The sequence below is a fragment of the Rhizobium leguminosarum genome (genome assembly GCF_019798305.1).
Classification (GTDB): domain Bacteria; phylum Pseudomonadota; class Alphaproteobacteria; order Rhizobiales; family Rhizobiaceae; genus Rhizobium; species Rhizobium leguminosarum_U.
This window is the reverse complement of sequence record NZ_JAAXDD010000022.1, coordinates 44,055-65,101: the sequence shown is the minus strand read 5'-3', so window position 1 is coordinate 65,101 and position 21,047 is coordinate 44,055. Positions and strand designations below refer to the sequence as shown.

Below are 21,047 nucleotides of genomic sequence, written 5' to 3'. Positions count from 1 at the left end.
TTATGTCCCTGCGCGCCGGCGGTGCTGGAGCTGCAGGGTTGGAATTCCTTCTCCATGATTGGAAGCTGAAGGCAGGCTGATGAAGCTGCCGGGCTTTTTGGGGCTATGGGCCTGGGGACGTAACGAATGAGCACATCCATCATACTTTTGTGCCTTGTGGTGATCGGCGCCGCCGGCTATCTGGTCGCGCGCAGCCGTGCCACGGCGCTTGCCGGAGGCCGATCCTCCGCTTTGCATTCGCGGCCAGCCTATTATGGCGCCTATGCGGCGATCTGGGCGGTTCTTCCCGCCCTCATCGTCCTCTGCCTCTGGCTCTCCATCAGCCCCGGCATCATCCAGTCCTCGGTTCGCGGTGCTTTCCCTGACGACATCAAGGCTCAAGCGTCGGTCGAGCAGGATCTTGGCTATTCGACGGTGGCGACGGTCGCCCGCGGCCTGACGATGCTGACCTCGGATGAAACTGCGGCGGTCGGCAACGATCCGGCTGCCCTGCAGGCCAAGCTCCTCGAAAAGGGTGTGCCGCTTGCCAGCCAGCCGCTGCCCTACATGCTCGACGCCGCCAAAAAGCTCAACGCCCTGAGCATGACGAGCCGCATCGCCATGACGGCTGTTGTCTTCGCTCTCGCCATTGCTGGCGCCTTCTATGCGCTGCGCTCCATTGCTCCGCGCTTCCGCGCCCGCAACCGGGTCGAGCGCGTCATGCTCTGGGGCCTGCTGCTCGCCTCCTCGATCGCCATTCTGACGACGATCGGCATCGTGTTCTCCATGCTGTCGGAAGCCGCCCGCTTCTTTGCCGCCGTTCCCGCCATGGACTTCTTCTTCGGCACCGTCTGGGATCCGCGCTTTGCCGGCGCCGGCAGCTCGTCCTTCGGCCAGTTCGGCCTGATCCCGCTGCTGCTCGGCACGATCTACATCGGCCTAGTCGCCATGCTGGTCGCCGTGCCGGTCGGCCTCTTCGCCGCCATCTACATGGCCGAATACGCCTCGCCGAAGCTGCGCGGGGTCGCCAAGCCGCTGCTTGAAGTGCTCGCCGGCATTCCGACGATCGTCTATGGCTTCTTCGCGCTCGTCACCGTCGGTCCGTTCCTGCGCGATTTCTCCGCTGAGATCAGCGGCCTTCTGTCCGGCAATTACAGCAATTTCATCCAGGCGCAGAGCGTTCTGACGGCCGGCATCGTCATGGGCATCATGCTGATCCCCTACGTGTCCTCGCTGTCGGACGACATCATCACCGCCGTGCCGCGGTCACTGCGTGACGGTTCGCTCGGTCTTGGTGCCACACGCTCCGAAACCATCAAGAAAGTGGTCTTGCCGGCAGCCCTTCCCGGCATCGTCGGCGCATTGCTGATGACGGCCTCGCGCGCCATCGGCGAAACCATGATCGTCGTGCTGGCCGCCGGTGTGGCCGCCCGCATCCAGATCAATCCCTTCGAGCCGATGACGACGGTGACCGTCAAGATCGTCAACCAGCTGACCGGCGACCTCGAGTTCACCTCGCCGCAGACGCTGGTTGCCTTTGCCCTTGGCATCACGCTGTTCTGCATCACGCTTTGCCTCAATATCTATGCGCTCTACATCGTGCGCAAATACCGGGAGCAGTACGAATGACGGATATTGTTTCTCCCACATCAGGCGTCACCGTTTCCAAGGCGCCCGTGCGCCGCGATATCGGCATCAAGCGTCGCTATGCTGCCGAGCGCCGGTTCCAGGCCTATGGCATCGCCGCCATCACCTTCGGTCTCGTCTTTCTCTTCATCCTGCTGTGGACGGTGATCGGCAAAGGCTATACCGCCTTCCAGCAGACGGCGATCACCCTGCCGATCGAATTTTCCGAGAAGACGATCGATCCGAACAATAAGCGTGCGACCGACCCATCGGTGCTGATCGCCGCCAACTACCCGATTCTCCTGCGCGACGCGATCGTCAAGCAGCTGAACATCAATGCCTCGAGCCGTCCCGACGTGCGCGATGCATCCGCCATGCTGTCGAAGAGTGCGCCGATCCAGCTGCGCGATATGGTGATCGCCGATCCGTCGATCATCGGCAAGACGGTCAATGTCACGGTGCTCGCCGACGCCAATGTCGACAGCGCGAGCAAGGGCCAGATCGACCTCTCGGTCGATGAGAAGAACCGCAAGGTCAACGACAAGCAGGTTGCCTGGATGAACGAGCTGAAGGCGAGCGGCGCTCTCCACAAGCAGTTCAACACCGGCCTCTTCGTCAACGGCAATTCCAGCCGTCCGGAGGCCGCAGGCCTCGGCGTCGCCCTGATCGGTTCGCTCTATCTGATGCTGATCGTCCTCGTGCTCGCTCTGCCGATCGGCGTCGCCGCCTCGATCTATCTCGAGGAGTTCGCGCCGAAGAACAAGCTGACGGATCTGATCGAGGTCAATATCAACAACCTCGCCGCGGTTCCTTCCATCGTCTACGGCCTGCTCGGTCTTTCCGTCTTCATCAACTTCATCGGCCTGCCGCGCTCGGCTTCGCTGGTCGGCGGCCTGGTGCTGACGCTGATGACCCTGCCGACGATCATCATCGCGACGCGTGCGGCTCTGCGCGCCGTGCCGCCGTCGATCCGCGCCGCAGCACTCGGCCTCGGGGCGTCGAAGATGCAGATGGTGTTCCACCATGTTCTGCCGCTCGCCATGCCCGGCATCCTCACCGGTACGATCATCGGACTGGCGCACGCGCTCGGCGAAACCGCGCCGCTGCTCCTGATCGGCATGGTCGCCTTCGTCGCCAACGCGCCGACGACACCACTCGATCCCTCGACGGCCCTGCCCGTACAGGTCTATATGTGGGCCAACGAGGCCGAACGTGCCTTCGTTGAGCGTACTTCGGGTGCCATCATCGTCCTGCTCCTGTTCCTGATCGTCATGAACATGGGCGCCATCCTCTTGCGTCGTCGCTTCGAGCGCCGCTGGTAAACGGAGTTAAACATCATGAATATGCTGACGGAAGCTGCAGTTGAAAAGGCGCTGGATCAGAAGATGAGCAACGTCCCGTATAAGATGATCGGAAAGGATGTCTCGGTTTACTACGGCGAGAAGCGCGCGCTTTTCGATGTGAACCTGAACGTCCGCGAAAACACCGTAACCGCCCTGATCGGCCCGTCCGGCTGCGGCAAGTCGACCTTCCTGCGGTGCCTCAACCGCATGAACGATACGATCGACGGCTGCCGCGTCACCGGCAAGATCACGCTTGATACCGACGATGTCTATGATCCCGATATCGACGTCGTCGAACTTCGCGCCCGCGTCGGCATGGTCTTCCAGAAGCCGAACCCGTTCCCGAAGACGATCTATGAAAACGTCTCCTACGGCCCGCGCATCCATGGCCTTGCCAAGTCGAAGGCCGATCTCGACCAGATCGTCGAGACCAGCCTGCAGCGCGCCGGTCTCTGGAACGAGGTCAAGGACCGCGTGCACGAATCCGGCACCGGCCTGTCCGGCGGCCAGCAGCAGCGCCTCTGCATTGCCCGTGCCGTCGCCGTCAGCCCTGAAGTCATCCTGATGGACGAACCCTGCTCGGCGCTCGACCCGATCGCCACCGCCAAGGTCGAGGAACTGATCCACGAGCTGCGCGAGAATTACACGATCGTCATCGTCACCCACTCCATGCAGCAGGCCGCACGCGTCTCGCAGCGCACCGCCATGTTCCACCTCGGCAACCTCGTCGAGGAGAACGACACCGACAAGATGTTCACCAATCCCGACGACCCGCGCACCCAGGACTACATCATGGGTCGTTTCGGCTGATGTTGGCGACACCAAGCCTTCCCGTTATTCGAGGATAAAGCCCCATGGCATCGACACATATTTATTCTGCCTATGATGATGATCTGAAGTTCCTGTCCAGGCGGATTTCCGAAATGGGCGGCCTGGCCGAGCAGATGGTCGCCGAAGCCGTGCGCGCCCTCGTCAATGGCGATACCGCGCTGGCGCAGAAGGTCATCTCCGACGACGTGATCCTCGATCATGCCGAACGCGAAATCGGCGACAAGGCGATCGTCACCATTGCCCGCCGTCAGCCGATGGCTGCGGACTTGCGTGAAATCATGGGTTCGATCCGCATCGCCGCCGATCTCGAACGCGTCGGCGACCTCGGCAAGAACACCGCCAAGCGCGTCATCGCCGTACAGAGCACCGGCGTTCCCCGCAAGCTCGCCCGCGGCCTCGAGCACCTGTCCGAGCTGGCGCTCGTCCAGCTCAAGGAAGTGCTCGACGTCTATACCAATCGCTCCGCCGACAAGGCGAATGCGATCCGCGAACGCGACAACGAGATCGACGCGATGTACACCTCGCTGTTCCGCGAGCTCCTGACCTACATGATGGAAGATCCGCGCAACATCACCAGCTGCACGCATCTTCTCTTCTGCGCCAAGAACATCGAGCGCATCGGCGACCACGCCACCAACATCGCCGAGACGATCTTTTACATGACGACAGGCGCGCAGCCGGAAGGCGACCGTCCGAAGGACGACAGCGCCAACACCGTCGGCGCGGTCACGGAATAACCGTCCGGGCCAGTCGCCCGGACCAGTCAATTGCGTGCGCGCCCGTCCGGGCGCGCAAAGAGGTCGCAGCCAATTTCTGAATTTGCGCAGGATGCACTGCTTAAATCACCCCCGGTTTAAGGATCATGCGCGAGGAGACCGATACGCATGATCCCGAGAGTTGCAGTTGTTGAAGACGAAGAAGCCCTCAGCGTGCTCCTTCGCTACAATCTCGAAGCGGAAGGCTTCGAGGTCGATACCATCCTTCGTGGCGACGAAGCCGAAATGCGGCTTCAGGAGCGCACGCCAGATCTTCTTATCCTCGATTGGATGCTGCCCGGGGTCTCCGGCATCGAGCTTTGCCGGCGGCTGCGCATGCGGCCGGAAACCGAGCGCCTGCCGATTATCATGCTGACGGCGCGCGGCGAAGAGAGCGAGCGTGTCCGCGGATTGTCGACGGGCGCCGACGACTATGTCGTCAAGCCCTTCTCGACCCCCGAACTCGTTGCCCGCGTCAAGGCGATGCTGCGCCGCGCCCGTCCCGAGGTGCTGTCGACGGTGCTGAAATGCGGTGACATCGAGCTCGACCGCGAGACCCATCGCGTCCATCGCAAGACCCGTGAAGTCCGCCTCGGCCCCACCGAATTCCGCCTGCTGGAATTCCTGATGTCGTCGCCTGGCCGAGTCTTCTCCCGCTCGCAGCTGCTGGACGGTGTCTGGGGCCACGATATCTATGTCGACGAGCGCACCGTCGACGTCCATGTCGGCCGCCTGCGCAAGGCACTGAATTTCTCCAACATGCAGGACGTCATCCGCACCGTCCGCGGCGCCGGTTATTCGATGGAAGCCTGAGGGCTTTCGTTCTGGTTGCTGACAAGGTCGCTCGTGCTAACGTCTGCCCCTCACCCTAACCCTCTCCCCGTAAACGGGGCGAGGGGACGTGCCCCGCGAAAGGTTGGTGGGGACGGAGAGGGTGCGGCATGTCCCTTCGCCCCGCAAGCGGGGAGAAGGTGCTGGCAGGCGGATGAGGGGCAGCCATCCGCACGAACCAAAATTGCATAAAAAAACGGGCCGCTCGGCCCGTTTTCTGCATTCTAGCAATGGTCAGCCCGCTCAGCTGGCCCGTGCTGCCGCCCGGCGGCGTTCGTTGACCGGCTGGTAGGCGAGCTTCTGGTGATAGCTGCAATAAGGCGAATTGTCGGGGGACTCGCAGCCGCAGAAATGGAAGTCGTCCTTCAGCGGATCGCCCACCGGCCACTTGCAGGTGCGTTCGGTCAGCTCCGTCAGGCCGAGGCGGCGCGAAATCGGCACCACCACATTGCCTCTCGGCACGTATTCCATTTCCTCGATCGTTTCGATCTCGATCTCTTCCTTCAGCATGGTCGCGCCCTGCTGGCGGGTAACCGTGCGGGTCGTGACCCGTGAGGCGTAGTTCGGCGCGCGCGGCGCCGATGTATTGCGCTTCGGCGTTCGCGCCGCGGTGTTGGTGCCGCCGGCCTTGGCACGGCCGGGAAGGCACAGCCGGTGCACTTTGCCGATGACCGCGTTTCTGCTGACCCCGCCAAGCTGCGCAGCGATCTGGCTGGCGCTCAGTCCTTCGGCCCAAAGTTTCTTGAGTTTCTCGACCCGCTCGTCTGTCCAGTTCATGCCCTGTCTCCACCTTTTGCGTTGGTGATGGCAGAATCCCTCACCGTTGTCCCGGGAGCTCCGAAACAAGAAACGCTTGATCAATTTTGGTGACTAGTTCCGCCGCATGCAGTCTAGTAATTGATCTTTAACCTAGTGTGAGGCTGACTCCGTGACAAGAGTCGCATGAATCCGGATGAATCGAATTCGTAGTTTTCCCCAACTTGCTGCCCCTGCGTGTCATTTCTGCAATAATGCCTGTTGATGACTGAGAAAGCCGCTGTACACCCGTGCTGCATACGCTAAGGGCGCCGTTTTGTTGACATTGCAGCGCGAAAAGGAAATAGTGCCACTCGCCGCCGCAAGGCGGCATTTTTGATTTTTCGGGCCTGGTTTCCTTAGCCGGAGTCATTGCCCGGCAACTTTGATGGAGATCGCGCCATGGCCGAAGCCGCGCCGCTTTATGACACCTATTCTCGTGCCCCGCTGCGGTTCGAGCGAGGCGAGGGCGTTTGGCTGATCACCGAAAGCGGCGAGCGATATCTCGATTTCGGCGCCGGCGTTGCCGTCACCTCCGTCGGCCACAGCAATCCGCATGTTGTGGGCGCACTGAAGGAGCAGGCCGACAAGGTCTGGCACCTGTCGAACATCTATGAGATCCCCGGCCAAGAACGTCTGGCAAAACGGCTGACGGACGCCACCTTCGCCGACAAGGTGTTCTTCACCAATTCGGGCGCCGAGGCGCTCGAATGCGCGATTAAGACGGCGCGCCGCTATCAGTTTTCCAAGGGTCATCCCGAGCGCTTCCATATCATCACCTTCGAAGGCGCCTTCCACGGACGGACGCTGGCGACCATCGCCGCCGGCGGCCAGGAGAAATATCTTGAAGGCTTCGGCCCGAAGGCGCCGGGTTTCGATCAGGTGGCTTTCGGCGATATCGAAGCGGTCCGCGCCGCGATCACCGATGCCACGGCGGCGATCCTCATCGAGCCGGTGCAGGGCGAGGGCGGCGTGCGTCCTGCCACCACCGAGTTCATGAAGGCGCTTCGCCAGCTCTGCGACGACAACGGTCTGCTGTTGATCCTCGACGAGGTCCAGACCGGCGTCGGCCGCACCGGCAAGTTCTTCGCCCATGAATGGTCTGGCATCACCCCCGATATCATGGCTGTGGCCAAGGGCATCGGCGGCGGTTTCCCGCTCGGCGCCTGCCTTGCCACGTCAGAGGCCGCCTCCGGCATGAAGGCCGGCACGCATGGCTCGACCTATGGCGGCAATCCGCTTGCCATGGCCGTCGGCAGTGCCGTGCTCGACATCATCCTTGCCGATGGCTTCCTCCAGCATGTGCGCGACGTAGCACTTGTCTTTCGCCAGGGCCTCGCCTCGCTGAAGGATCGTTATCCCGATGTGATCGAGGATATCAGAGGCGAGGGGCTGTTACTCGGCATCAAGGCTGCCGTCCCTTCAGCGGAACTGCTGCAGGCGATCCGCGCCGCCCATCTGCTCGGCGTGCCCGCCGGCGACAATGTCATCCGCCTTCTTCCGCCGCTCGTGGTCACCGCCGAGGAAGCCCGCGAGGGCCTTGCCCGCGTCGAGCGCGCCGCCGAGAGTATCCGCGCTTCCAAGGTCAAGAAGACGGCTTGAAGAAATTGCCGCCTTCTGGCGCAGCACAGGTAAGTAGACGATATGAGCCCTAAACACTTCCTCGATCTTTCGGCGGTCACATCGGCCGATCTCAGAACGATCATGAACGATGCGCTCACTCGCAAGCAGGCCTTTAAGGCAGGCCAGGGCGACAAGCCGCTCGCCGGCAAGATGCTGGCGATGATCTTCGAGAAGCCGTCGACACGCACCCGCGTCTCCTTCGACGTCGGCATGCGCCAGCTCGGCGGCGAAACGCTGTTCCTGTCCGGCACCGAGATGCAGCTCGGCCGCGCCGAGACGATCGGCGACACCGCCAAGGTGCTGTCGCGCTATGTCGATGCGATCATGATCCGCACCACCGAGCACTCGCGGCTGTTGGAGCTGGCCCAGCATGCGACCGTGCCTGTGATCAATGCGCTGACGGATGACACCCATCCCTGCCAGATCATGGCCGACATCATGACTTTCGAAGAGCACCGCGGCCCGATCAAGGGCAAGACCATCGCCTGGACCGGCGACGGCAACAATGTGCTGCATTCGCTGGTCGAGGGTGCCGCGCGTTTCGGCTATCGGATGAACATGGCCGTGCCCCTTGGCTCGGAGCCAAAGGATCACTATTTGAACTGGGCCCGCAATGAGGGCGCCGAAATCATGCTTTGCCATGATGCCGACCGTGCGGTCGCCGGCGTCGATTGCGTGGTGACCGATACCTGGGTCTCCATGAATCAGGAACATCGGGCCCGGGGTCACAATGTCTTCCAGCCTTATCAGGTCAACGCGGCCTTGATGGCGAAAGCCGGCAATGATGCATTGTTCATGCATTGCCTGCCCGCCCATCGCGGTGAGGAAGTGACTGATGATGTGATCGACGGTCCGCAATCCGTGGTCTTCGATGAGGCGGAAAACCGTCTTCATGCGCAGAAGTCGATTCTTGCTTGGTGCCTGGGCGCGATCTGAACCATAATCGGACGTCGCGAGAGACAAACTCGCGACCGCGCGAGCGAAGGGCACGCTGGCCCATCGCTCTGAAAGGAGTGAAAAGCCATGGCAGAAGCTGCAGCCGCCCTCGGCCAGTTTGATTTCGCCGGCGATGACCATGTCGTCCCCTTCCAGGTGGAGGGGCTGGATGTGCGCGGCCGCGCCGTCCAGCTCGGCCCGATGCTCGATGCGATCCTCGAGCGCCATCATTATCCCGCACCCGTTGCCCGGCTGCTTGCCGAAGTCGTCGTGCTAACGGTGCTGCTCGGCACCTCGCTGAAGTTCGACGGCAAGTTCACGGTGCAGACCAAGGGCGACGGCCCGGTCGATCTTCTCGTCGCCGATTTCTCGACGCCGGAAAATGTCCGCGCCTATGCCCGTTTCGATCAGGCGCTGCTCAACAAGGCCGTCGAGGCAGGCGAAACCGAGCCCGAACAATTGCTCGGCAAGGGCATTCTCGCCTTCACCATCGACCAGGGCAAGTTCAGCCAGCCTTACCAGGGCATCGTTCCGCTCGACGGCACCACGCTGGAAGACATTGCCGGCGTCTATTTCCGCCAGTCGGAGCAGATCCCGACGCGCGTCCGTCTTGCCGCGGCCGAACTCTTCGATCGTGACGATGCCGGCAAGCCGCGCCATCGCTGGCGGGCAGGCGGCCTCGTCGCCCAGTTCCTGCCGGAAGCGCCGGAGCGCATGCGCCAGCCGGATCTCCACGGCGGCGACGGCGACACCGGCAGCCGCCCGCATGGCGACGACGATGCCTGGCTCGAAGCGCGTTCGTTGGTCGAGACCATCGACGCCGATGAACTCACCGATCCGCTTGTCGGCACCGAGCGGCTGCTGTTCCGCCTGTTCCACGAGCGCGGCGTGCGCGTCTACGAACCGCGCGCGGTGTTCGACCGCTGCAGCTGCTCGCGGGACAAGATCAAGGGCGTGCTGAAGGGCTTTTCGGCCGAGGAGATCGAAGCCAGCCAGGAAAACGGCGAAATCGCAGTCACCTGCGAATTCTGCTCGACCACCTACCGCTTCGAGCCGGCCGAGCTTCAGCCGGCCGAATAGGCGCGGTTTGCATTGATGGCTGCCCTCACCCTAACCTTGCCGGGGCCGAGCCACTGGTCTCGACCCGTCCTGCGGACCCTCGTAAAAAACGGGGCGAGGGGGACGTGCCCTGCGAAAGGTTGGTGGGGAGCGGAGAGGCCGCGGCATATCCCCTTCGCCCCGCTTGCGGGGAGAAGGTGCCGGCAGGCGGATGAGGGGCGGGCCTCGGCAATCCCCCAGGAGCCGGGCGTCGAAGACGTCTCAGGAACGTGGCGCTGACGGAATATGACGTCTCAATTGATGCGCCTCAATTAAGTACGCGCAGCAGCCCTGGTGAATCCAGCGAGAAGGCGGGGATGTCGACATCGAACATCTCGCCATCGTCCGTTTCCATCTGGTAATGGCCGAACATCAGCCCTGAGGGCGTGTCGAGCGGGCAGCCGGAGGAATATTCGTAGGTGTCGCCGGGGCCGAGCCGCGGCTGCTCGCCGACGACGCCGGGGCCGGTCACCTCGTCCACCTGTCCGTTCTGGTCGGTGATGTTCCAGTAACGGTTGACCAAGCGAACGGCTATGCCGGAATTGTTGCTGATGACAATCCGGTAACCCCAGACATAGCGATCGTCTTCCGGATCGGATTGCTCCTCCAGATAGAACGGCTCGACGACTACTTCGATCTCTCTTGTGAGGGCGCGATACATGCCTTGCACCTTAGTCAAGATATGTTACCCGTATCTTATAAGAGGCCCTGTCCGTCAAGAAACGGAACAATTATCATCGCTGAAATGGCTGTGATCCGAAGGTTTTTCGATCGCTAAGCCTAATTGTCAGTGTTAATTCCGTTTCGGAACGCCCCGGCGGGCAAACTTGTTCCCCCGGCCTCACCTTGGTGAGGCCGGCACGGCCGAACCCCAGATGAGGTCCGGCCGCCTTTATTCCTAAATCAAGCCGAGACCTTGGCAAGCGCCTTCGCGAAATCCTCGATCAGGTCGTCGGTATCCTCGATGCCGGCCGAAAGGCGGACCGTGCCCGGAGAAATGCCGAGTTCGGCGCGCGCCTCATCCGTCAGGTTCTTGTGCGTGGTCGTCGCCGGATGGGTGATCAGGCTCTTGCTGTCGCCGAGATTGTTGGAGATCTTGACGATATCGAGCGCGTTCTGCAGCGCGAAGGCCGCATCCTTGCCGCCCTTCAGCTCGAAGGCGACCAGCGTCGAGCCGCCGGTCATCTGCTTGGCGATGATATCGGCCTGCGGATGGTCCTTGCGGCCGGGATAGATCACCTTGGCGACCTTGCCCTGCTCGGCCAGGAATTCGGCGATCTTTGCCGCATTCTCGGTCTGCTGGCGCACGCGTAGCGGCAGTGTCTCGATGCCCTTCAACAGCGTCCAGGCATTGAACGGCGACATCGCCGGGCCGGTATGGCGGAAGTAGTCGTGCAGGTTCTCGTCGATCCATTCCTTGTCTGAAAGCACGACGCCGCCGAGGCAGCGGCCCTGGCCGTCAATATGCTTGGTGGCGGAATAGACGACGATATGGGCGCCGAGCTCGAGCGGCTTCTGGAAGAGCGGTGTCGCGAAGACGTTGTCGACGACGACCTTGGCGCCGATCTGGTTGGCGAGCTTGGCGACACCTGCGATATCGATCACTTCGAGCGTCGGGTTGGTCGGGCTTTCCAGGAAGAACACCTTGGTCTTCGGCGTGATCGCCTTTTCCCAGTTCGCCAGATCCCGGCCGTCGATCAGCGTGCAGTCGATGCCGTATTTCGGTGCGAGCGTTTCCACGACCCAGCGGCAGGAGCCGAACAGGGCGCGCGCGGCGACGATATGATCGCCTGATTTCAGCTGGCAAAGGATTGCCGCGGTGACGGCGGCCATGCCGGAAGCGGTGGCGCGGGCGTCTTCGGCGCCTTCGAGCATGCACATGCGCTTTTCGAACATGTCGTTGGTGGGGCTGCCATAGCGGGCGTAGATGAAGCCCTCCGTCTCGCCCTTGAAGCGGGCTTCGGCCGCCTCCGACGTCTCGTAGACGAAGCCTTGGGTGAGATAGATTGCCTCCGACGTCTCGCCATATTGCGAACGCAGCGTGCCACCATGGACGAGTTGGGTTGCCGGGCGCCAAGTCTTGCTCATGCCATCACCTTCACATAACAAAAAAACCGGTCGCAAAAGCAGACCGGTTTCAACCCGGTCTTTTTAGCCACTTGTTTAACGTGGCTGCAAGCCGACCGGCCAAATCACCACGGGATAATTCTGCAATACTGCTGTTAGCTGCTTGCGTCAATTCCCCGAGTTTGGTTTTGTCGGCGGCAAATGATGGATGAGGCATGATGGCTCGCGAAACGGGAATTCTGGCGGATCGCGCGATCTCCGCGCTGTTCGAAACGGGGCGTCTGATCTCCGAGCGGGAGCTGGACCGCGACCAGATCCAGCCGGCAAGCCTCGACCTGCGCCTGGGCGCCAAGGCTTTTCGCGTGCGCGCCAGCTTCATGCCCGGCCCCTCGCACCTGGTTGCCGACAAGCTCGACCGGCTGAGCCTGCATGTGATCGACCTCTCCGAAGGCGCGGTGCTCGAAACCGGCTGCGTCTATATCGTCCCGCTGATGGAAAGCCTCGCGCTGCCGGCCGACATGTCGGCCTCGGCCAATCCGAAGAGCTCGACCGGGCGCCTCGATATCTTCACCCGCGTCATCACCGATTACGCCCAGGAGTTCGACAAGATCCCATCAGGCTATGCCGGCCCGCTCTATCTCGAAATCAGCCCGCGCACTTTCCCGATCGTCGTGCGCCGCGGCTCGCGCCTGTCGCAGATCCGTTTCCGCGTCGGCCAGGCGCTGCTCGGCGAGCCGGAACTTTTGAAGCTGCATGAAAGCGAAACGCTGGTTGCCAGCAAGCTTCCGAATGTTTCCGGCGGCGGCATTGCCCTGTCGATCGACCTCGCCGGAGACAAGGACGGCCTGATCGGCTATCGCGGCAAACATCACACTGCCGTCGTCGACGTCGACAAGAAGGCCGAGCACGACCTCTTCGATTTCTGGGAACCGCTCCACAGCCGCGGCCGCAACGAGCTGATCCTCGATCCGGACGAGTTCTATATCCTCGTCTCGCGCGAGGCCGTGCACGTGCCGCCGGATTATGCCGCTGAGATGACCCCCTTCGATCCGCTGGTCGGCGAATTCCGTGTCCATTATGCTGGCTTCTTCGATCCGGGCTTCGGCCATGCGCCTGCCGGCGGACGCGGCAGCCGCGCGGTGCTCGAAGTGCGCAGCCACGAAGTGCCCTTCATCCTCGAAGACGGCCAGATCGTCGGCCGCCTCGTCTACGAACATATGCAGGAAAAACCCGCCAGCCTCTACGGCTCCGGCCTCGGCTCCAACTACCAGGCCCAGGGCCTCAAGCTCTCGAAACACTTCCGCATCTGAGGCTTCCCGGCGGCCGCGACTTGACAGCGGCCCCCATCTGTTGGAAATCTCGCTTCATCGCGGGTGTAGCTCAATGGTAGAGCAGCAGCTTCCCAAGCTGAATACGAGGGTTCGATTCCCTTCACCCGCTCCAGCTGCCCTCAGGCCGTTCGCCGCCTTTTGAAGGCGCTTCGCGATGTTTTATGAAAAGGGTTGCGCGCAGGCATCGGCGCCTACAAGGACACAGATGGCGCCTCGGCCGCGCGCAACCCCTAGCTTCGCCTCTATCTGGTCTTACTGACGCTCGTCTCAATCCTCCCCAATTGAGAACTCACGTAGTCGCCGTGGCGAAGCTTTGCGAATTCGTCGGTGGCTTGTGCCGGTGCGCTCTTGAAAACGTACCATTCACCGTCCGGTTCGCGTTTCTGATAGATCAGGCCGCCCTTCTTGCGGTGGCTGAAGCAGGTGATTGCCGTCGCCGTTCCGGTCTTGGCGTGCCAGTCGGCGTTGAAGCAGAGTTTACCCGATTCCGTGATGAACCAGCGGCCCATGCCGAAGGACGGCGAGCCATTTTCCCGCGACCAGGCGGTAAAGCGACGCGCCTTTGTGGAGAAGTAGCCGGCGCCGGCTTTCCACATCCAGGAATTCTGGTTGTAGAGCCGATAAATTTCCGCGCTGCTCATCGGCTTTGCGGTCTCGATCCCCGCAGGCTCATTGGTTCCGGCCGCGGACGCGGCCGTGGCGATACCGCCGGTCAGGACCACGGCCAGGAACATTTTTTGAAGCATGGACATGTTCAGGTTCCTTCTTGTTCAATTGATGCTTTGGCGGACGATCCGCCAGTCGGGGCGGCCATAGCCGTCCGGCCACGGATAGACTTCGCGGTCGTTGAAGTAGATAACGGCGCTGAGCGCCGGGAACTGGGGATAGCGTTTCGTTACGCTCTCAGCCCAGTTTCGCACGAAGGAATCGCTGCCTTCGTAGCCGAGTTCGGCAACCATGATGGGCTTGCCGTAACCGGCGACACGGGCGTATCCGGGCGCAAGGTGCTCGGCAAACGTCTGGTCACGGCCAGTCTTGTCCCTGTCGTATTGCTCCAGGCCAAAGACCGAGAGCCCAATGAGATCGACGACATCGTTGCCGGGATAAAAGGCTTGAAGCCCCTCATTGCCCTTCGGTGACCACATGTATTTGGCCGTCTTCAGGTGGACCTTGCAGACCTCCACCATCCGGCGATAGGCCTTGGCATAATCGGCGCCCTGCCAATGCGACCAGGAGAACTGGCTGTCCGTTTCGTCCATTTCCTGTCCCCAGCGAATGATGACCGGACTTTTCAGCGTGGCAGCAGTCGAGCAGACGGCGGCCATGTTTGCATCGCGCGAACCGTTGAGGATGCTGTGCAGCAGTTCCTCCGAGGTTTGGCGCCAATCGGTCGACCAGGTCCAGGGCTCGACCGAGATCAGCAGGGTGCGGCCACGCGCTTGCGCATAACCGTCGGCGAGAGCGAGTGTGCGCAGATCGACATCTTCCCAGGGCAGGAAGAGGTGTTCGATCTTCGAATCGGGCGAGCCGCCCAAATCCCCGTGCGGATCATAGGCGCCGAACGTGATCGACTCCTTCGTGACAACAGGCATTTTGGTCGGCGGCGCAATGGACGATGTCGTCATTGCAAGCGGCTGCCCTTCGGCAAAGCTGCCCAGAGCGGGCGGCAGGACCGCGACTCCCGACAGCAGCAGGCCGGTTAACGACAATAGGGCTATTTTGGATGGGCTATGCATTGTGTAATTCCTCCACGCTCGGCCGCAACTCCGGTTGAGCGGCATCCGTTCTCAGTTGGATCTCCTCCGGATCGGAAATCCATCGTGGTTTGAAGAAGATCGTGCGCAGGGCGGTCCCGCCCAGGCCTGCACCGGAGACGGCATAACGCTCTTCGAACAGCTGAAGGCGGCCGCTGCCCCAGGCGAGTGCCTCGGCCGCATCCTTTCCGCGCATGATGGTTGCAGCCCCCGGCAGCGCGACGAGCGCAAGCAGCACGGTGGCCATCGCCGGACGGTAGAAGCGCGGGGCCGCCGCAACAGTATTTTCCTTCGAATGACGCCCGACGATGACCAACAGCAGCGCGCAGTAGATTGCCGCGTTCAGGATGGTAAAGAAGTAACCACCCTTGGAGGCGCCGGCATCGCCGATGGCCAGGGCAGGCAATACCGCCATGAGCGCCAGCAAAGCGTAGGGCGCCAGGACACGCACCGGCAGCAGATCGACTTCGGACCGGCCTTTCGGCGTGACGCGGAAATCGACGAAGGACCCTGTCACAAAATCGTGCACCGCAGCCAGCGTGCCGGCGAGCGCCCAGGGCCAGCGCGCAAAGAGAAAGAGCATGCATTCCCAGCTCAGGATCTTGGCGTCGTAGGGGCGGAACGAACTGCTGGCGCGCCAGCGATAAGCCATCACCACGAGAGCGATAGAAAGCGGTGCGAAATGCGCCAGGAAATCGGGGTAGGTCACCGTCACGAAGTTCTGGCCGTGCACGAGCGCGATGATCGGCAACGCAAACATGAGCAACATGAAGAACGCAAAAAGCGGATACCAGAGTTGCGAAAAGAGGAACTGGAACCTGAGCCGGGGCGGCAGCCGGCCGACGAGGCTCGGCGAGTACCGCAACAGCACCATGACCAGGCTGCGCGACCACTGGAATTCCTGCGTGACGAGATCGCTGAAGGTTCTGGGGCCGTCACCATGGGCGATGGCATCCAGCGCATGCACACCCCGCCAGCCGCCGGCATTCATCATCAATGTCGTCGAATGGTCTTCAGCCAACTCCGGACCGAGGCCGCCGATCTGTTTGAGGGCGACGGTGCGTACCGCGTAATGCGACCCTATGCACAGCGGCGCCAGGCCGCCATTGTAACCGGCTTGGAGCGAGCCATGCATGCTGGCCTCGGCATAGAGCCTTCCACGTGCCGACCAGCTTTCGGAAGCGTTCTTGTCGCAAATGCTGGGGGCCGAGACATAGCCGACCTTTGGATCGGCGAACGGACGCAGCATGTGGAAGAGATAGTCGGGCGCGGGAACATGATCCGCATCGAGTTGCGCCACGAAATCGTAGCGGCTGTAGCCGTGGTGGTCGTAGAAGAAGGCGAGGTTGCCTTCCTTGCACCGCGTGCGTCGGGGCCACGACGTCCGATGATAATCGGATCGCCCCTTGCGGGTCGAGACGAGGACCCCGTGCCCGGAGCACCAGTCGAGAGTCTCGGGGGAAGGGTCTTCGTCGGCAAGCCAAGTGTCGTGTTCCACCTCCTGGGCAAGCATTGCCAGCAGGGTTTCACGGACGACCGAGAAGGGTTCCGCCGGCGCCTTGGTCACGACCATGGCCACTCGACTGCCCGCCGGCAGGCGCAAGGGACCGTTCGGTCTTGCCGCCCGATAGAAGACGACGATGAAATAGGCCGGCAGAGCGGTAACCCAGGCAAGAACGAGGCTCACCGCAATCGTGCCGAAAGCATCGACGTGATGGCGCGGCTCCAGCCACCAGATCCAGAAATAGGCGAAGGCGCAGGCCCATACGGCCGTCGAGAACAGATATTCGGCCCGCCGAGGTCCTGTGAGAACCGGGACAAGAAGCGGCTCGCGGGAGGGTTCCGGAGCATGCGCCGCTTGGGTAATCGCAAGTTCGGTCACGCGCGCGCCTCCAGCCCGAAGAACGGAGCCGCCGTCCGCACGATGGTTTCGAGGTCGGAATATCGAGGCTGGAAGCAGAGCGTCTCGCGGGCCAGGCTGGCGTCGGCGTAGAGGCTGGCCGGATCGCCCGGCCGGCGTGGATGGATGACGACCGGGACTTCGCACCCGGTCGTTTCCTGGATCACGCGCAGGACGTCCCTGATGGAAAAACCCCGCCCGGTGCCGAGGTTGACAGTGAGGTTTGCTCCGCCTTTGGCGAGATGGGTGAAGGCCTGAACATGGGCGCGCGCGAGATCTGCGACGTGAATATAGTCCCTTATGCAGGTGCCGTCAGGGGTATCGTAATCATCGCCGAATATCTCCAGGTGCGGAATCCGGCCGGCCGCCGCCAGCAGCGCCCGCGGAATGAGATGGGTTTCCGGAACGTGCCATTCGCCAAGCTCGCCGTCCGGATCGGCTCCACAGGCATTGAAGTAACGCAGGGCAACATAGCGCAGGCCGTAGGCCGCCGCATAATCGGCGAGCATGTGCTCGAACATCAGCTTGGTCTTGCCGTAGGGATTGATCGGAGCCTTCGGCAACGTCTCGTTGATCGGCAGCACGGAGGGGACGCCGTAGACGGCACAGCTCGATGAGAAGATGACGTTCTGAAGCCCCGTCTGCCGGCAGGCATCGATAAGCGACAATGCACCGCAGACATTGTTATTGTAATATTTCGCTGGGTTTTGCACGGACTCGCCGACGTAGGCCGAGGCGGCAAAGTGGATGACGGCATCGGGAGCATATTTCTCGATGGCCTCGATCAGGCATGACGAGTCGAGGACGTCACCTTCGACGAAAGGGCCCCAGCGCACGGACGAACGGTTTCCGGTCGTGAGATTGTCGTAGACGACAGGCTCAATCCCCTCCGAGCGGAGGAGCTTGGCGGTGTGGCTGCCGATATAGCCGGCACCCCCCGTGACAAGAACCCGCGGCGCATCCATCAGACCGCCTCCAGTTCGCGTGCCGGACGGGTGAGAAGGCCATCGAAATAGTCGATCGTTTGACGCAGGCCGCTCGACAAGTCGATCTTCGGCCGCCAGTCGAGTTCCTGCATGGCAAGCGAAATATCGGGGCGACGCTGACGGGGATCGTCAACCGGCAGAGCGCGGTGGATGATTTGCGACCGGGAGCCGGTCAATCCGATCACCTGCTCGGCCAGCTCCCTGATCGTGAATTCGCCCGGATTGCCGAGATTGACGGGCCCCGTCAGCGACGACGGTGAGGCCATCATGCGGACCATGCCGCCGATGAGATCATCGACGAAACAGAACGAGCGGGTCTGCGAACCGTCGCCATATATCGTGATGTCTTGCCCCGTCAGGGCCTGAACGATGAAATTCGAGACGACGCGGCCGTCGTCCGGACGCATCCGCGGGCCATAGGTGTTGAAGATGCGGATGATCTTGATTTCGACGCCGTGCGTCTTGTGGAAGTCGAAGAATAGCGTCTCGGCGCACCGCTTGCCCTCGTCATAGCAGGAGCGCGGCCCGAACGAATTGACGTTGCCCCAGTAGCTTTCGACTTGCGGATGGACGTTCGGGTCGCCGTAGACTTCCGAGGTGGATGCCTGAAGGATGCGCGCGCCGGTGCGCGCGGCCAGCTCCAGAAGGTTGAGGGAGCCCAGCACGCAGGTCTTTGTCGTATGGATCGGATCGGCCTGATAATGCGGGGGCGATGCCGGGCAGGCGAGGTTATAGATCTCGTCGACTTCCAGATCGAGCGGGTGGACGATATCGTGGGCGACGACATTGAAGCGATCGACTCCCTTCAGATGGGCGATATTGCGCCGCATGCCGGTGGAAAAGTTGTCGAGGCCGATCACCTGGTGTCCGGCGGCCAAAAGCGTCTCGCACAGATGTGATCCGAGGAAGCCTGCGCCGCCGGTGACAAGAACTCTCTTGGGAGCGCGAGATATTCCGGATGGATTATTTGCATCACGAGCCGAATTTTGCACAGAGCGCGCACGAATCTTACCAAGATAGTTCACGACCACCTCCCGTGTTTTCAGGTTTTGCTATGGGATCTTCGATCTTTACTGCACAATCCCGCGACACGAGGTCGTTCGATCATGAGAATATTTAATTCGTCCGGTTTTTCTTTCGGAAAGGACCGATGTTTATTTAGATACAGCTAAGGGAGGCAATTGTCGTTATCCTCACGTCCTGGAAATTATCGCTCCGTACATTTCAGAGCGAAAAGGAATATGATAAGCAACTCATGGAGGTGACTCTTCGGGCACTTCCGCTTTTTCAGACGGAGTTCTGCGGAGATTTCAGCCGCAAAAACAATTGCTTTTCTCAATTTCCATGGCTCGGGTCGGGTTATGCGCTGGAGGAATTGGATGGCTACAGGGTCTGATTCCGACGATGATCCTGCCGCGGAACAGGAACGGCCGGCGCATATGGAGCGGCGGCGCTGGCCGCGTGAACCGGCCATGCGCAAGGAACGCCCACCCCATGCCTCCCCTGCACTTGAGCCGCTGCGATTCTCGACGCAGGACCTGCCACCGGCAGAACAATTCCAGGCCTGGCGGGCACATATGGCGCCGCTCGTGGATGTTCATCTGCCGGAGGGAAAATCACCGGAAGACGGGTTCCTCGCGGAGCAGATCGGCTGGCATCTCGGCGATATCCTCATCGTCCAGCAGCGCGCGCATGCCCACAGATATGTCCGCGATCAGGCCATGCTTCGATCGAGCCCTGTCGACCATTGGAACGTCGCCCTGCAGCGCAGCGGCCAAGCCTGGACCGAGGTCAACCGTCGTGTCACCGAGACCGGTGCCGGCGAGATACTTTTCATGTCTCTCGGCAGCCCCTATCGCGGACGGATGACCGATACCGAAGCTTTGCTCGTGTTCCTGCCGTATGAGTTGCTGGCTCGCGATGCGAGCCTTCTCCAGAGCGCCGGCAACACGGTTCTTTCGGGGAGCCACGCCGAGTTGCTCACGGGTTATCTCACGGGCCTCGAAACGAACCTCGGCAATCTGACGATAGAGGAAGTGCCCCGGATCATCCAAACCATCGGCGATATGGTCGTTGCGGGCGCCGCATCGTCCACAAGGACTGACACCGGTCAAAACCAGACCAACATGGGACTGATGGAGCGGGCACACCGCTACATTCACGTCAATCTCCATTCGGAAAACTTGACACCGGACATGATGTGCCGCGCGTTGGGGATTTCGCGTACGCGGCTTTACCAGCTGTTTGAGGCGAGCGGGGGCGTGCTCAATTATATTCGCAAGCGGCGATTGCTGCAGGCCCATGCCGATCTCAGCAATTCGGCCGACCACAGGCCGATTGCAGAAATCGCAGAAGCCGCCGGTTTCGAGGTCGCCGCCAATTTTACGCGCGCCTTCATCCACGAATTCGGGCTGAGCCCGCGTGAAATCCGAAGGACGGCGGCAACCCAACAGCGGCCGGCTCCGGCCATCGGCTCCACGCGGCGTTACGGAAAAACGATCGGTGATTGGCTGGCCCTGACGAGTTGATCTAACAAGTTTCAGGCGGATCGTCATCCAGGTGCTGTCGGGGTTGACTGCCTACGGTTATTACGCTGGCTCCCTGACTGGCGTCGTCGACGAGGACGCGCGCGTGCTGAGCCAGATGCAAAAGGACAACAACCTCAAGATCACCGGCACGGTAATTGCCAAGCTTTAAGCTCAACGTGACCGCGTCACGGTTCGCGTCAGATGCGATCTCAGGGCCTCCGTTCGCAATTGAGGGTATATTTCCCGTCACCGCTCCATCTCCCGCAAACCACGCCGACCAAGCCTAATCCCCGAAGAACCGGATCGGCTTGTATTGCCGATGGCCGATGATCAGGCTCCGGTCGGGCTGGATGATGTAGGTTTCCTCCACCTCCCGGCCGTACTGGTCGATGAAGTCATGCGGGAAGGCGGAGCCGGGGGGTGATTTGGTGAGTTTGGTGCGCGGTTGGCCGCTATAGGTAATGCTGCCGGGGATGGGTTCGAGGCCCGGTCCGCTGTAGCTGACGGTGCTGCATCCCGCGAGAACAAGCGTGCCGACGAGGCCGATGATTGCAGGTTTCATGTCCATCCCTCCCAATGCGTTGAATAATATCACTCTACACCTCATCGGATATAGCGCACGACACGAATGCGCGTGCCGCGCTTCAATCCTTCGGGAACGCGG

The 21,047-nt window shown here is 61.6% G+C and carries 20 protein-coding genes, 1 tRNA gene and 1 riboswitch; of the genes, 12 read left to right on the top strand and 9 right to left on the bottom strand.

Annotation, left to right across the window (positions count from 1 at the left end):
* Window positions 1–126: 126 nt before the first annotated feature.
* From pstC to phoB, 5 genes are all read left to right on the top strand, one after another.
* Window positions 127–1,608: a phosphate ABC transporter permease subunit PstC gene (gene pstC, locus HFO99_RS30190; protein ID WP_222365368.1), complete on the top strand. Its 1,482-nt coding sequence runs from the start codon at window positions 127–129 to the stop codon at window positions 1,606–1,608.
* A complete protein-coding gene (pstA, locus tag HFO99_RS30185; RefSeq protein WP_222365366.1) occupies window positions 1,605–2,927 on the top strand; it encodes a phosphate ABC transporter permease PstA in 1,323 nt (440 codons plus the stop codon). The genes pstC and pstA overlap by 4 nt, the downstream gene beginning before the upstream one ends.
* 15 nt (window positions 2,928–2,942) lie before the next feature.
* Window positions 2,943–3,758 (top strand): phosphate ABC transporter ATP-binding protein PstB, encoded by an 816-nt coding sequence (gene pstB / locus HFO99_RS30180; protein WP_017958848.1) that lies wholly within the window; start codon window positions 2,943–2,945, stop codon window positions 3,756–3,758.
* 44 nt (window positions 3,759–3,802) lie between these two features.
* Window positions 3,803–4,516, top strand: coding sequence for a phosphate signaling complex protein PhoU (phoU, locus tag HFO99_RS30175; RefSeq protein WP_024321049.1), 714 nt, complete (start codon window positions 3,803–3,805; stop codon window positions 4,514–4,516).
* Window positions 4,517–4,663: 147 nt separating this feature from the next.
* Window positions 4,664–5,347: a phosphate regulon transcriptional regulator PhoB gene (phoB, locus tag HFO99_RS30170; protein ID WP_003545181.1), complete on the top strand. Its 684-nt coding sequence runs from the start codon at window positions 4,664–4,666 to the stop codon at window positions 5,345–5,347.
* 261 nt (window positions 5,348–5,608) lie between these two features.
* On the opposite strand, the gene HFO99_RS30165 is transcribed toward phoB, so the two are convergent.
* Window positions 5,609–6,142: a GcrA family cell cycle regulator gene (locus HFO99_RS30165; RefSeq protein WP_075226172.1), complete on the bottom strand. Its 534-nt coding sequence runs from the start codon at window positions 6,140–6,142 to the stop codon at window positions 5,609–5,611.
* Window positions 6,143–6,562: 420 nt separating this feature from the next.
* Between HFO99_RS30165 and HFO99_RS30160 the strand changes: the two genes are divergently transcribed.
* The 3 genes from HFO99_RS30160 to HFO99_RS30150 all read left to right on the top strand — a co-directional run bounded on the left by HFO99_RS30160 (window position 6,563) and on the right by HFO99_RS30150 (window position 9,799).
* The gene (locus tag HFO99_RS30160; protein WP_222365364.1) at window positions 6,563–7,762 is read left to right on the top strand and encodes an aspartate aminotransferase family protein; all 1,200 of its coding nucleotides are present in this window, start codon (window positions 6,563–6,565) and stop codon (window positions 7,760–7,762) included.
* Window positions 7,763–7,804: 42 nt separating this feature from the next.
* Complete coding sequence (argF, locus tag HFO99_RS30155) at window positions 7,805–8,719, top strand: ornithine carbamoyltransferase (protein WP_020048342.1); 915 nt, start codon at window positions 7,805–7,807, stop codon at window positions 8,717–8,719.
* An 87-nt stretch (window positions 8,720–8,806) separates the two neighbouring features.
* Entirely contained in the window at window positions 8,807–9,799 is a 993-nt protein-coding gene (locus tag HFO99_RS30150) for an Hsp33 family molecular chaperone (RefSeq protein ID WP_222365362.1), read from the top strand.
* 286 nt (window positions 9,800–10,085) lie between these two features.
* Here the strand turns inward: HFO99_RS30150 and apaG are convergent, their stop codons facing one another.
* Complete coding sequence (gene apaG / locus HFO99_RS30145; RefSeq protein WP_222365386.1) at window positions 10,086–10,478, bottom strand: Co2+/Mg2+ efflux protein ApaG; 393 nt, start codon at window positions 10,476–10,478, stop codon at window positions 10,086–10,088.
* Between the two features lie 242 nt (window positions 10,479–10,720).
* The gene (locus tag HFO99_RS30140; RefSeq protein ID WP_222365360.1) at window positions 10,721–11,905 is read right to left on the bottom strand and encodes an O-succinylhomoserine sulfhydrylase; all 1,185 of its coding nucleotides are present in this window, start codon (window positions 11,903–11,905) and stop codon (window positions 10,721–10,723) included.
* 42 nt (window positions 11,906–11,947) lie between these two features.
* Window positions 11,948–12,026, bottom strand: a riboswitch (SAM riboswitch).
* Window positions 12,027–12,099: 73 nt separating this feature from the next.
* On the opposite strand from HFO99_RS30140, the gene HFO99_RS30135 reads away from it, so the two are divergent.
* Together HFO99_RS30135 and HFO99_RS30130 are read left to right on the top strand one after the other, a co-directional pair.
* Window positions 12,100–13,194, top strand: coding sequence for a 2'-deoxycytidine 5'-triphosphate deaminase (locus HFO99_RS30135; protein WP_170279275.1), 1,095 nt, complete (start codon window positions 12,100–12,102; stop codon window positions 13,192–13,194).
* 59 nt (window positions 13,195–13,253) lie between these two features.
* Window positions 13,254–13,327, top strand: a tRNA-Gly gene (locus HFO99_RS30130).
* A gap of 130 nt (window positions 13,328–13,457) precedes the next feature.
* Here the strand turns inward: HFO99_RS30130 and HFO99_RS30125 are convergent.
* The 5 genes from HFO99_RS30125 to HFO99_RS30105 are packed head-to-tail and all read right to left on the bottom strand — an operon-like array spanning window position 13,458 to window position 18,847.
* Window positions 13,458–13,967, bottom strand: a complete 510-nt coding sequence (locus HFO99_RS30125; protein WP_222365358.1) for a DUF995 domain-containing protein — start codon at window positions 13,965–13,967, stop codon at window positions 13,458–13,460.
* Between the two features lie 18 nt (window positions 13,968–13,985).
* The gene (locus HFO99_RS30120) at window positions 13,986–14,924 is read right to left on the bottom strand and encodes a glycoside hydrolase family 26 protein (RefSeq protein WP_222365385.1); all 939 of its coding nucleotides are present in this window, start codon (window positions 14,922–14,924) and stop codon (window positions 13,986–13,988) included.
* A gap of 19 nt (window positions 14,925–14,943) precedes the next feature.
* A complete protein-coding gene (locus HFO99_RS30115) occupies window positions 14,944–16,851 on the bottom strand; it encodes a glycosyltransferase family 2 protein (protein WP_222365356.1) in 1,908 nt (635 codons plus the stop codon).
* Window positions 16,848–17,834 carry a UDP-glucose 4-epimerase GalE gene (gene galE, locus HFO99_RS30110; RefSeq protein WP_222365354.1) on the bottom strand — a complete coding sequence of 329 codons (987 nt, stop codon included), beginning with the start codon at window positions 17,832–17,834 and terminating at the stop codon, window positions 16,848–16,850. Before galE ends, HFO99_RS30115 begins: the two co-directional genes overlap by 4 nt.
* Window positions 17,834–18,847 (bottom strand): UDP-glucuronic acid decarboxylase family protein, encoded by a 1,014-nt coding sequence (locus HFO99_RS30105; protein WP_315860506.1) that lies wholly within the window; start codon window positions 18,845–18,847, stop codon window positions 17,834–17,836. The genes galE and HFO99_RS30105 overlap by 1 nt, the downstream gene beginning before the upstream one ends.
* 387 nt (window positions 18,848–19,234) lie before the next feature.
* Between HFO99_RS30105 and HFO99_RS30100 the strand changes: the two genes are divergently transcribed.
* Window positions 19,235–20,383 carry a helix-turn-helix domain-containing protein gene (locus HFO99_RS30100; protein WP_222365352.1) on the top strand — a complete coding sequence of 383 codons (1,149 nt, stop codon included), beginning with the start codon at window positions 19,235–19,237 and terminating at the stop codon, window positions 20,381–20,383.
* A 43-nt stretch (window positions 20,384–20,426) separates the two neighbouring features.
* Complete coding sequence (locus tag HFO99_RS30095) at window positions 20,427–20,552, top strand: hypothetical protein (protein ID WP_261323392.1); 126 nt, start codon at window positions 20,427–20,429, stop codon at window positions 20,550–20,552.
* Between the two features lie 114 nt (window positions 20,553–20,666).
* On the opposite strand, the gene HFO99_RS30090 is transcribed toward HFO99_RS30095, so the two are convergent.
* Window positions 20,667–20,945, bottom strand: a complete 279-nt coding sequence (locus HFO99_RS30090) for a hypothetical protein (RefSeq protein ID WP_222365351.1) — start codon at window positions 20,943–20,945, stop codon at window positions 20,667–20,669.
* Between the last annotated feature and the right edge of the window lie 102 nt (window positions 20,946–21,047).

What these genes read in the sequence shown, in the direction of transcription:
- pstC (WP_222365368.1), top strand. Translation starts at nt 127, where the DNA reads ATGAGCACATCCATCATACTTTTGTGCCTTGTGGTGATCGGCGCCGCC.
- phoU (WP_024321049.1), top strand. Translation starts at nt 3,803, where the DNA reads ATGGCATCGACACATATTTATTCTGCCTATGATGATGATCTGAAGTTC.
- pstA (WP_222365366.1), top strand. Translation starts at nt 1,605, where the DNA reads ATGACGGATATTGTTTCTCCCACATCAGGCGTCACCGTTTCCAAGGCG.
- HFO99_RS30090 (WP_222365351.1), bottom strand. Translation starts at nt 20,945, where the DNA reads ATGAAACCTGCAATCATCGGCCTCGTCGGCACGCTTGTTCTCGCGGGA.
- HFO99_RS30125 (WP_222365358.1), bottom strand. Translation starts at nt 13,967, where the DNA reads ATGTCCATGCTTCAAAAAATGTTCCTGGCCGTGGTCCTGACCGGCGGT.
- argF (WP_020048342.1), top strand. Translation starts at nt 7,805, where the DNA reads ATGAGCCCTAAACACTTCCTCGATCTTTCGGCGGTCACATCGGCCGAT.
- pstB (WP_017958848.1), top strand. Translation starts at nt 2,943, where the DNA reads ATGAATATGCTGACGGAAGCTGCAGTTGAAAAGGCGCTGGATCAGAAG.
- HFO99_RS30150 (WP_222365362.1), top strand. Translation starts at nt 8,807, where the DNA reads ATGGCAGAAGCTGCAGCCGCCCTCGGCCAGTTTGATTTCGCCGGCGAT.
- HFO99_RS30140 (WP_222365360.1), bottom strand. Translation starts at nt 11,905, where the DNA reads ATGAGCAAGACTTGGCGCCCGGCAACCCAACTCGTCCATGGTGGCACG.
- HFO99_RS30165 (WP_075226172.1), bottom strand. Translation starts at nt 6,142, where the DNA reads ATGAACTGGACAGACGAGCGGGTCGAGAAACTCAAGAAACTTTGGGCC.
- HFO99_RS30100 (WP_222365352.1), top strand. Translation starts at nt 19,235, where the DNA reads ATGGCTACAGGGTCTGATTCCGACGATGATCCTGCCGCGGAACAGGAA.
- HFO99_RS30160 (WP_222365364.1), top strand. Translation starts at nt 6,563, where the DNA reads ATGGCCGAAGCCGCGCCGCTTTATGACACCTATTCTCGTGCCCCGCTG.
- HFO99_RS30135 (WP_170279275.1), top strand. Translation starts at nt 12,100, where the DNA reads ATGATGGCTCGCGAAACGGGAATTCTGGCGGATCGCGCGATCTCCGCG.
- apaG (WP_222365386.1), bottom strand. Translation starts at nt 10,478, where the DNA reads ATGTATCGCGCCCTCACAAGAGAGATCGAAGTAGTCGTCGAGCCGTTC.
- galE (WP_222365354.1), bottom strand. Translation starts at nt 17,834, where the DNA reads ATGGATGCGCCGCGGGTTCTTGTCACGGGGGGTGCCGGCTATATCGGC.
- phoB (WP_003545181.1), top strand. Translation starts at nt 4,664, where the DNA reads ATGATCCCGAGAGTTGCAGTTGTTGAAGACGAAGAAGCCCTCAGCGTG.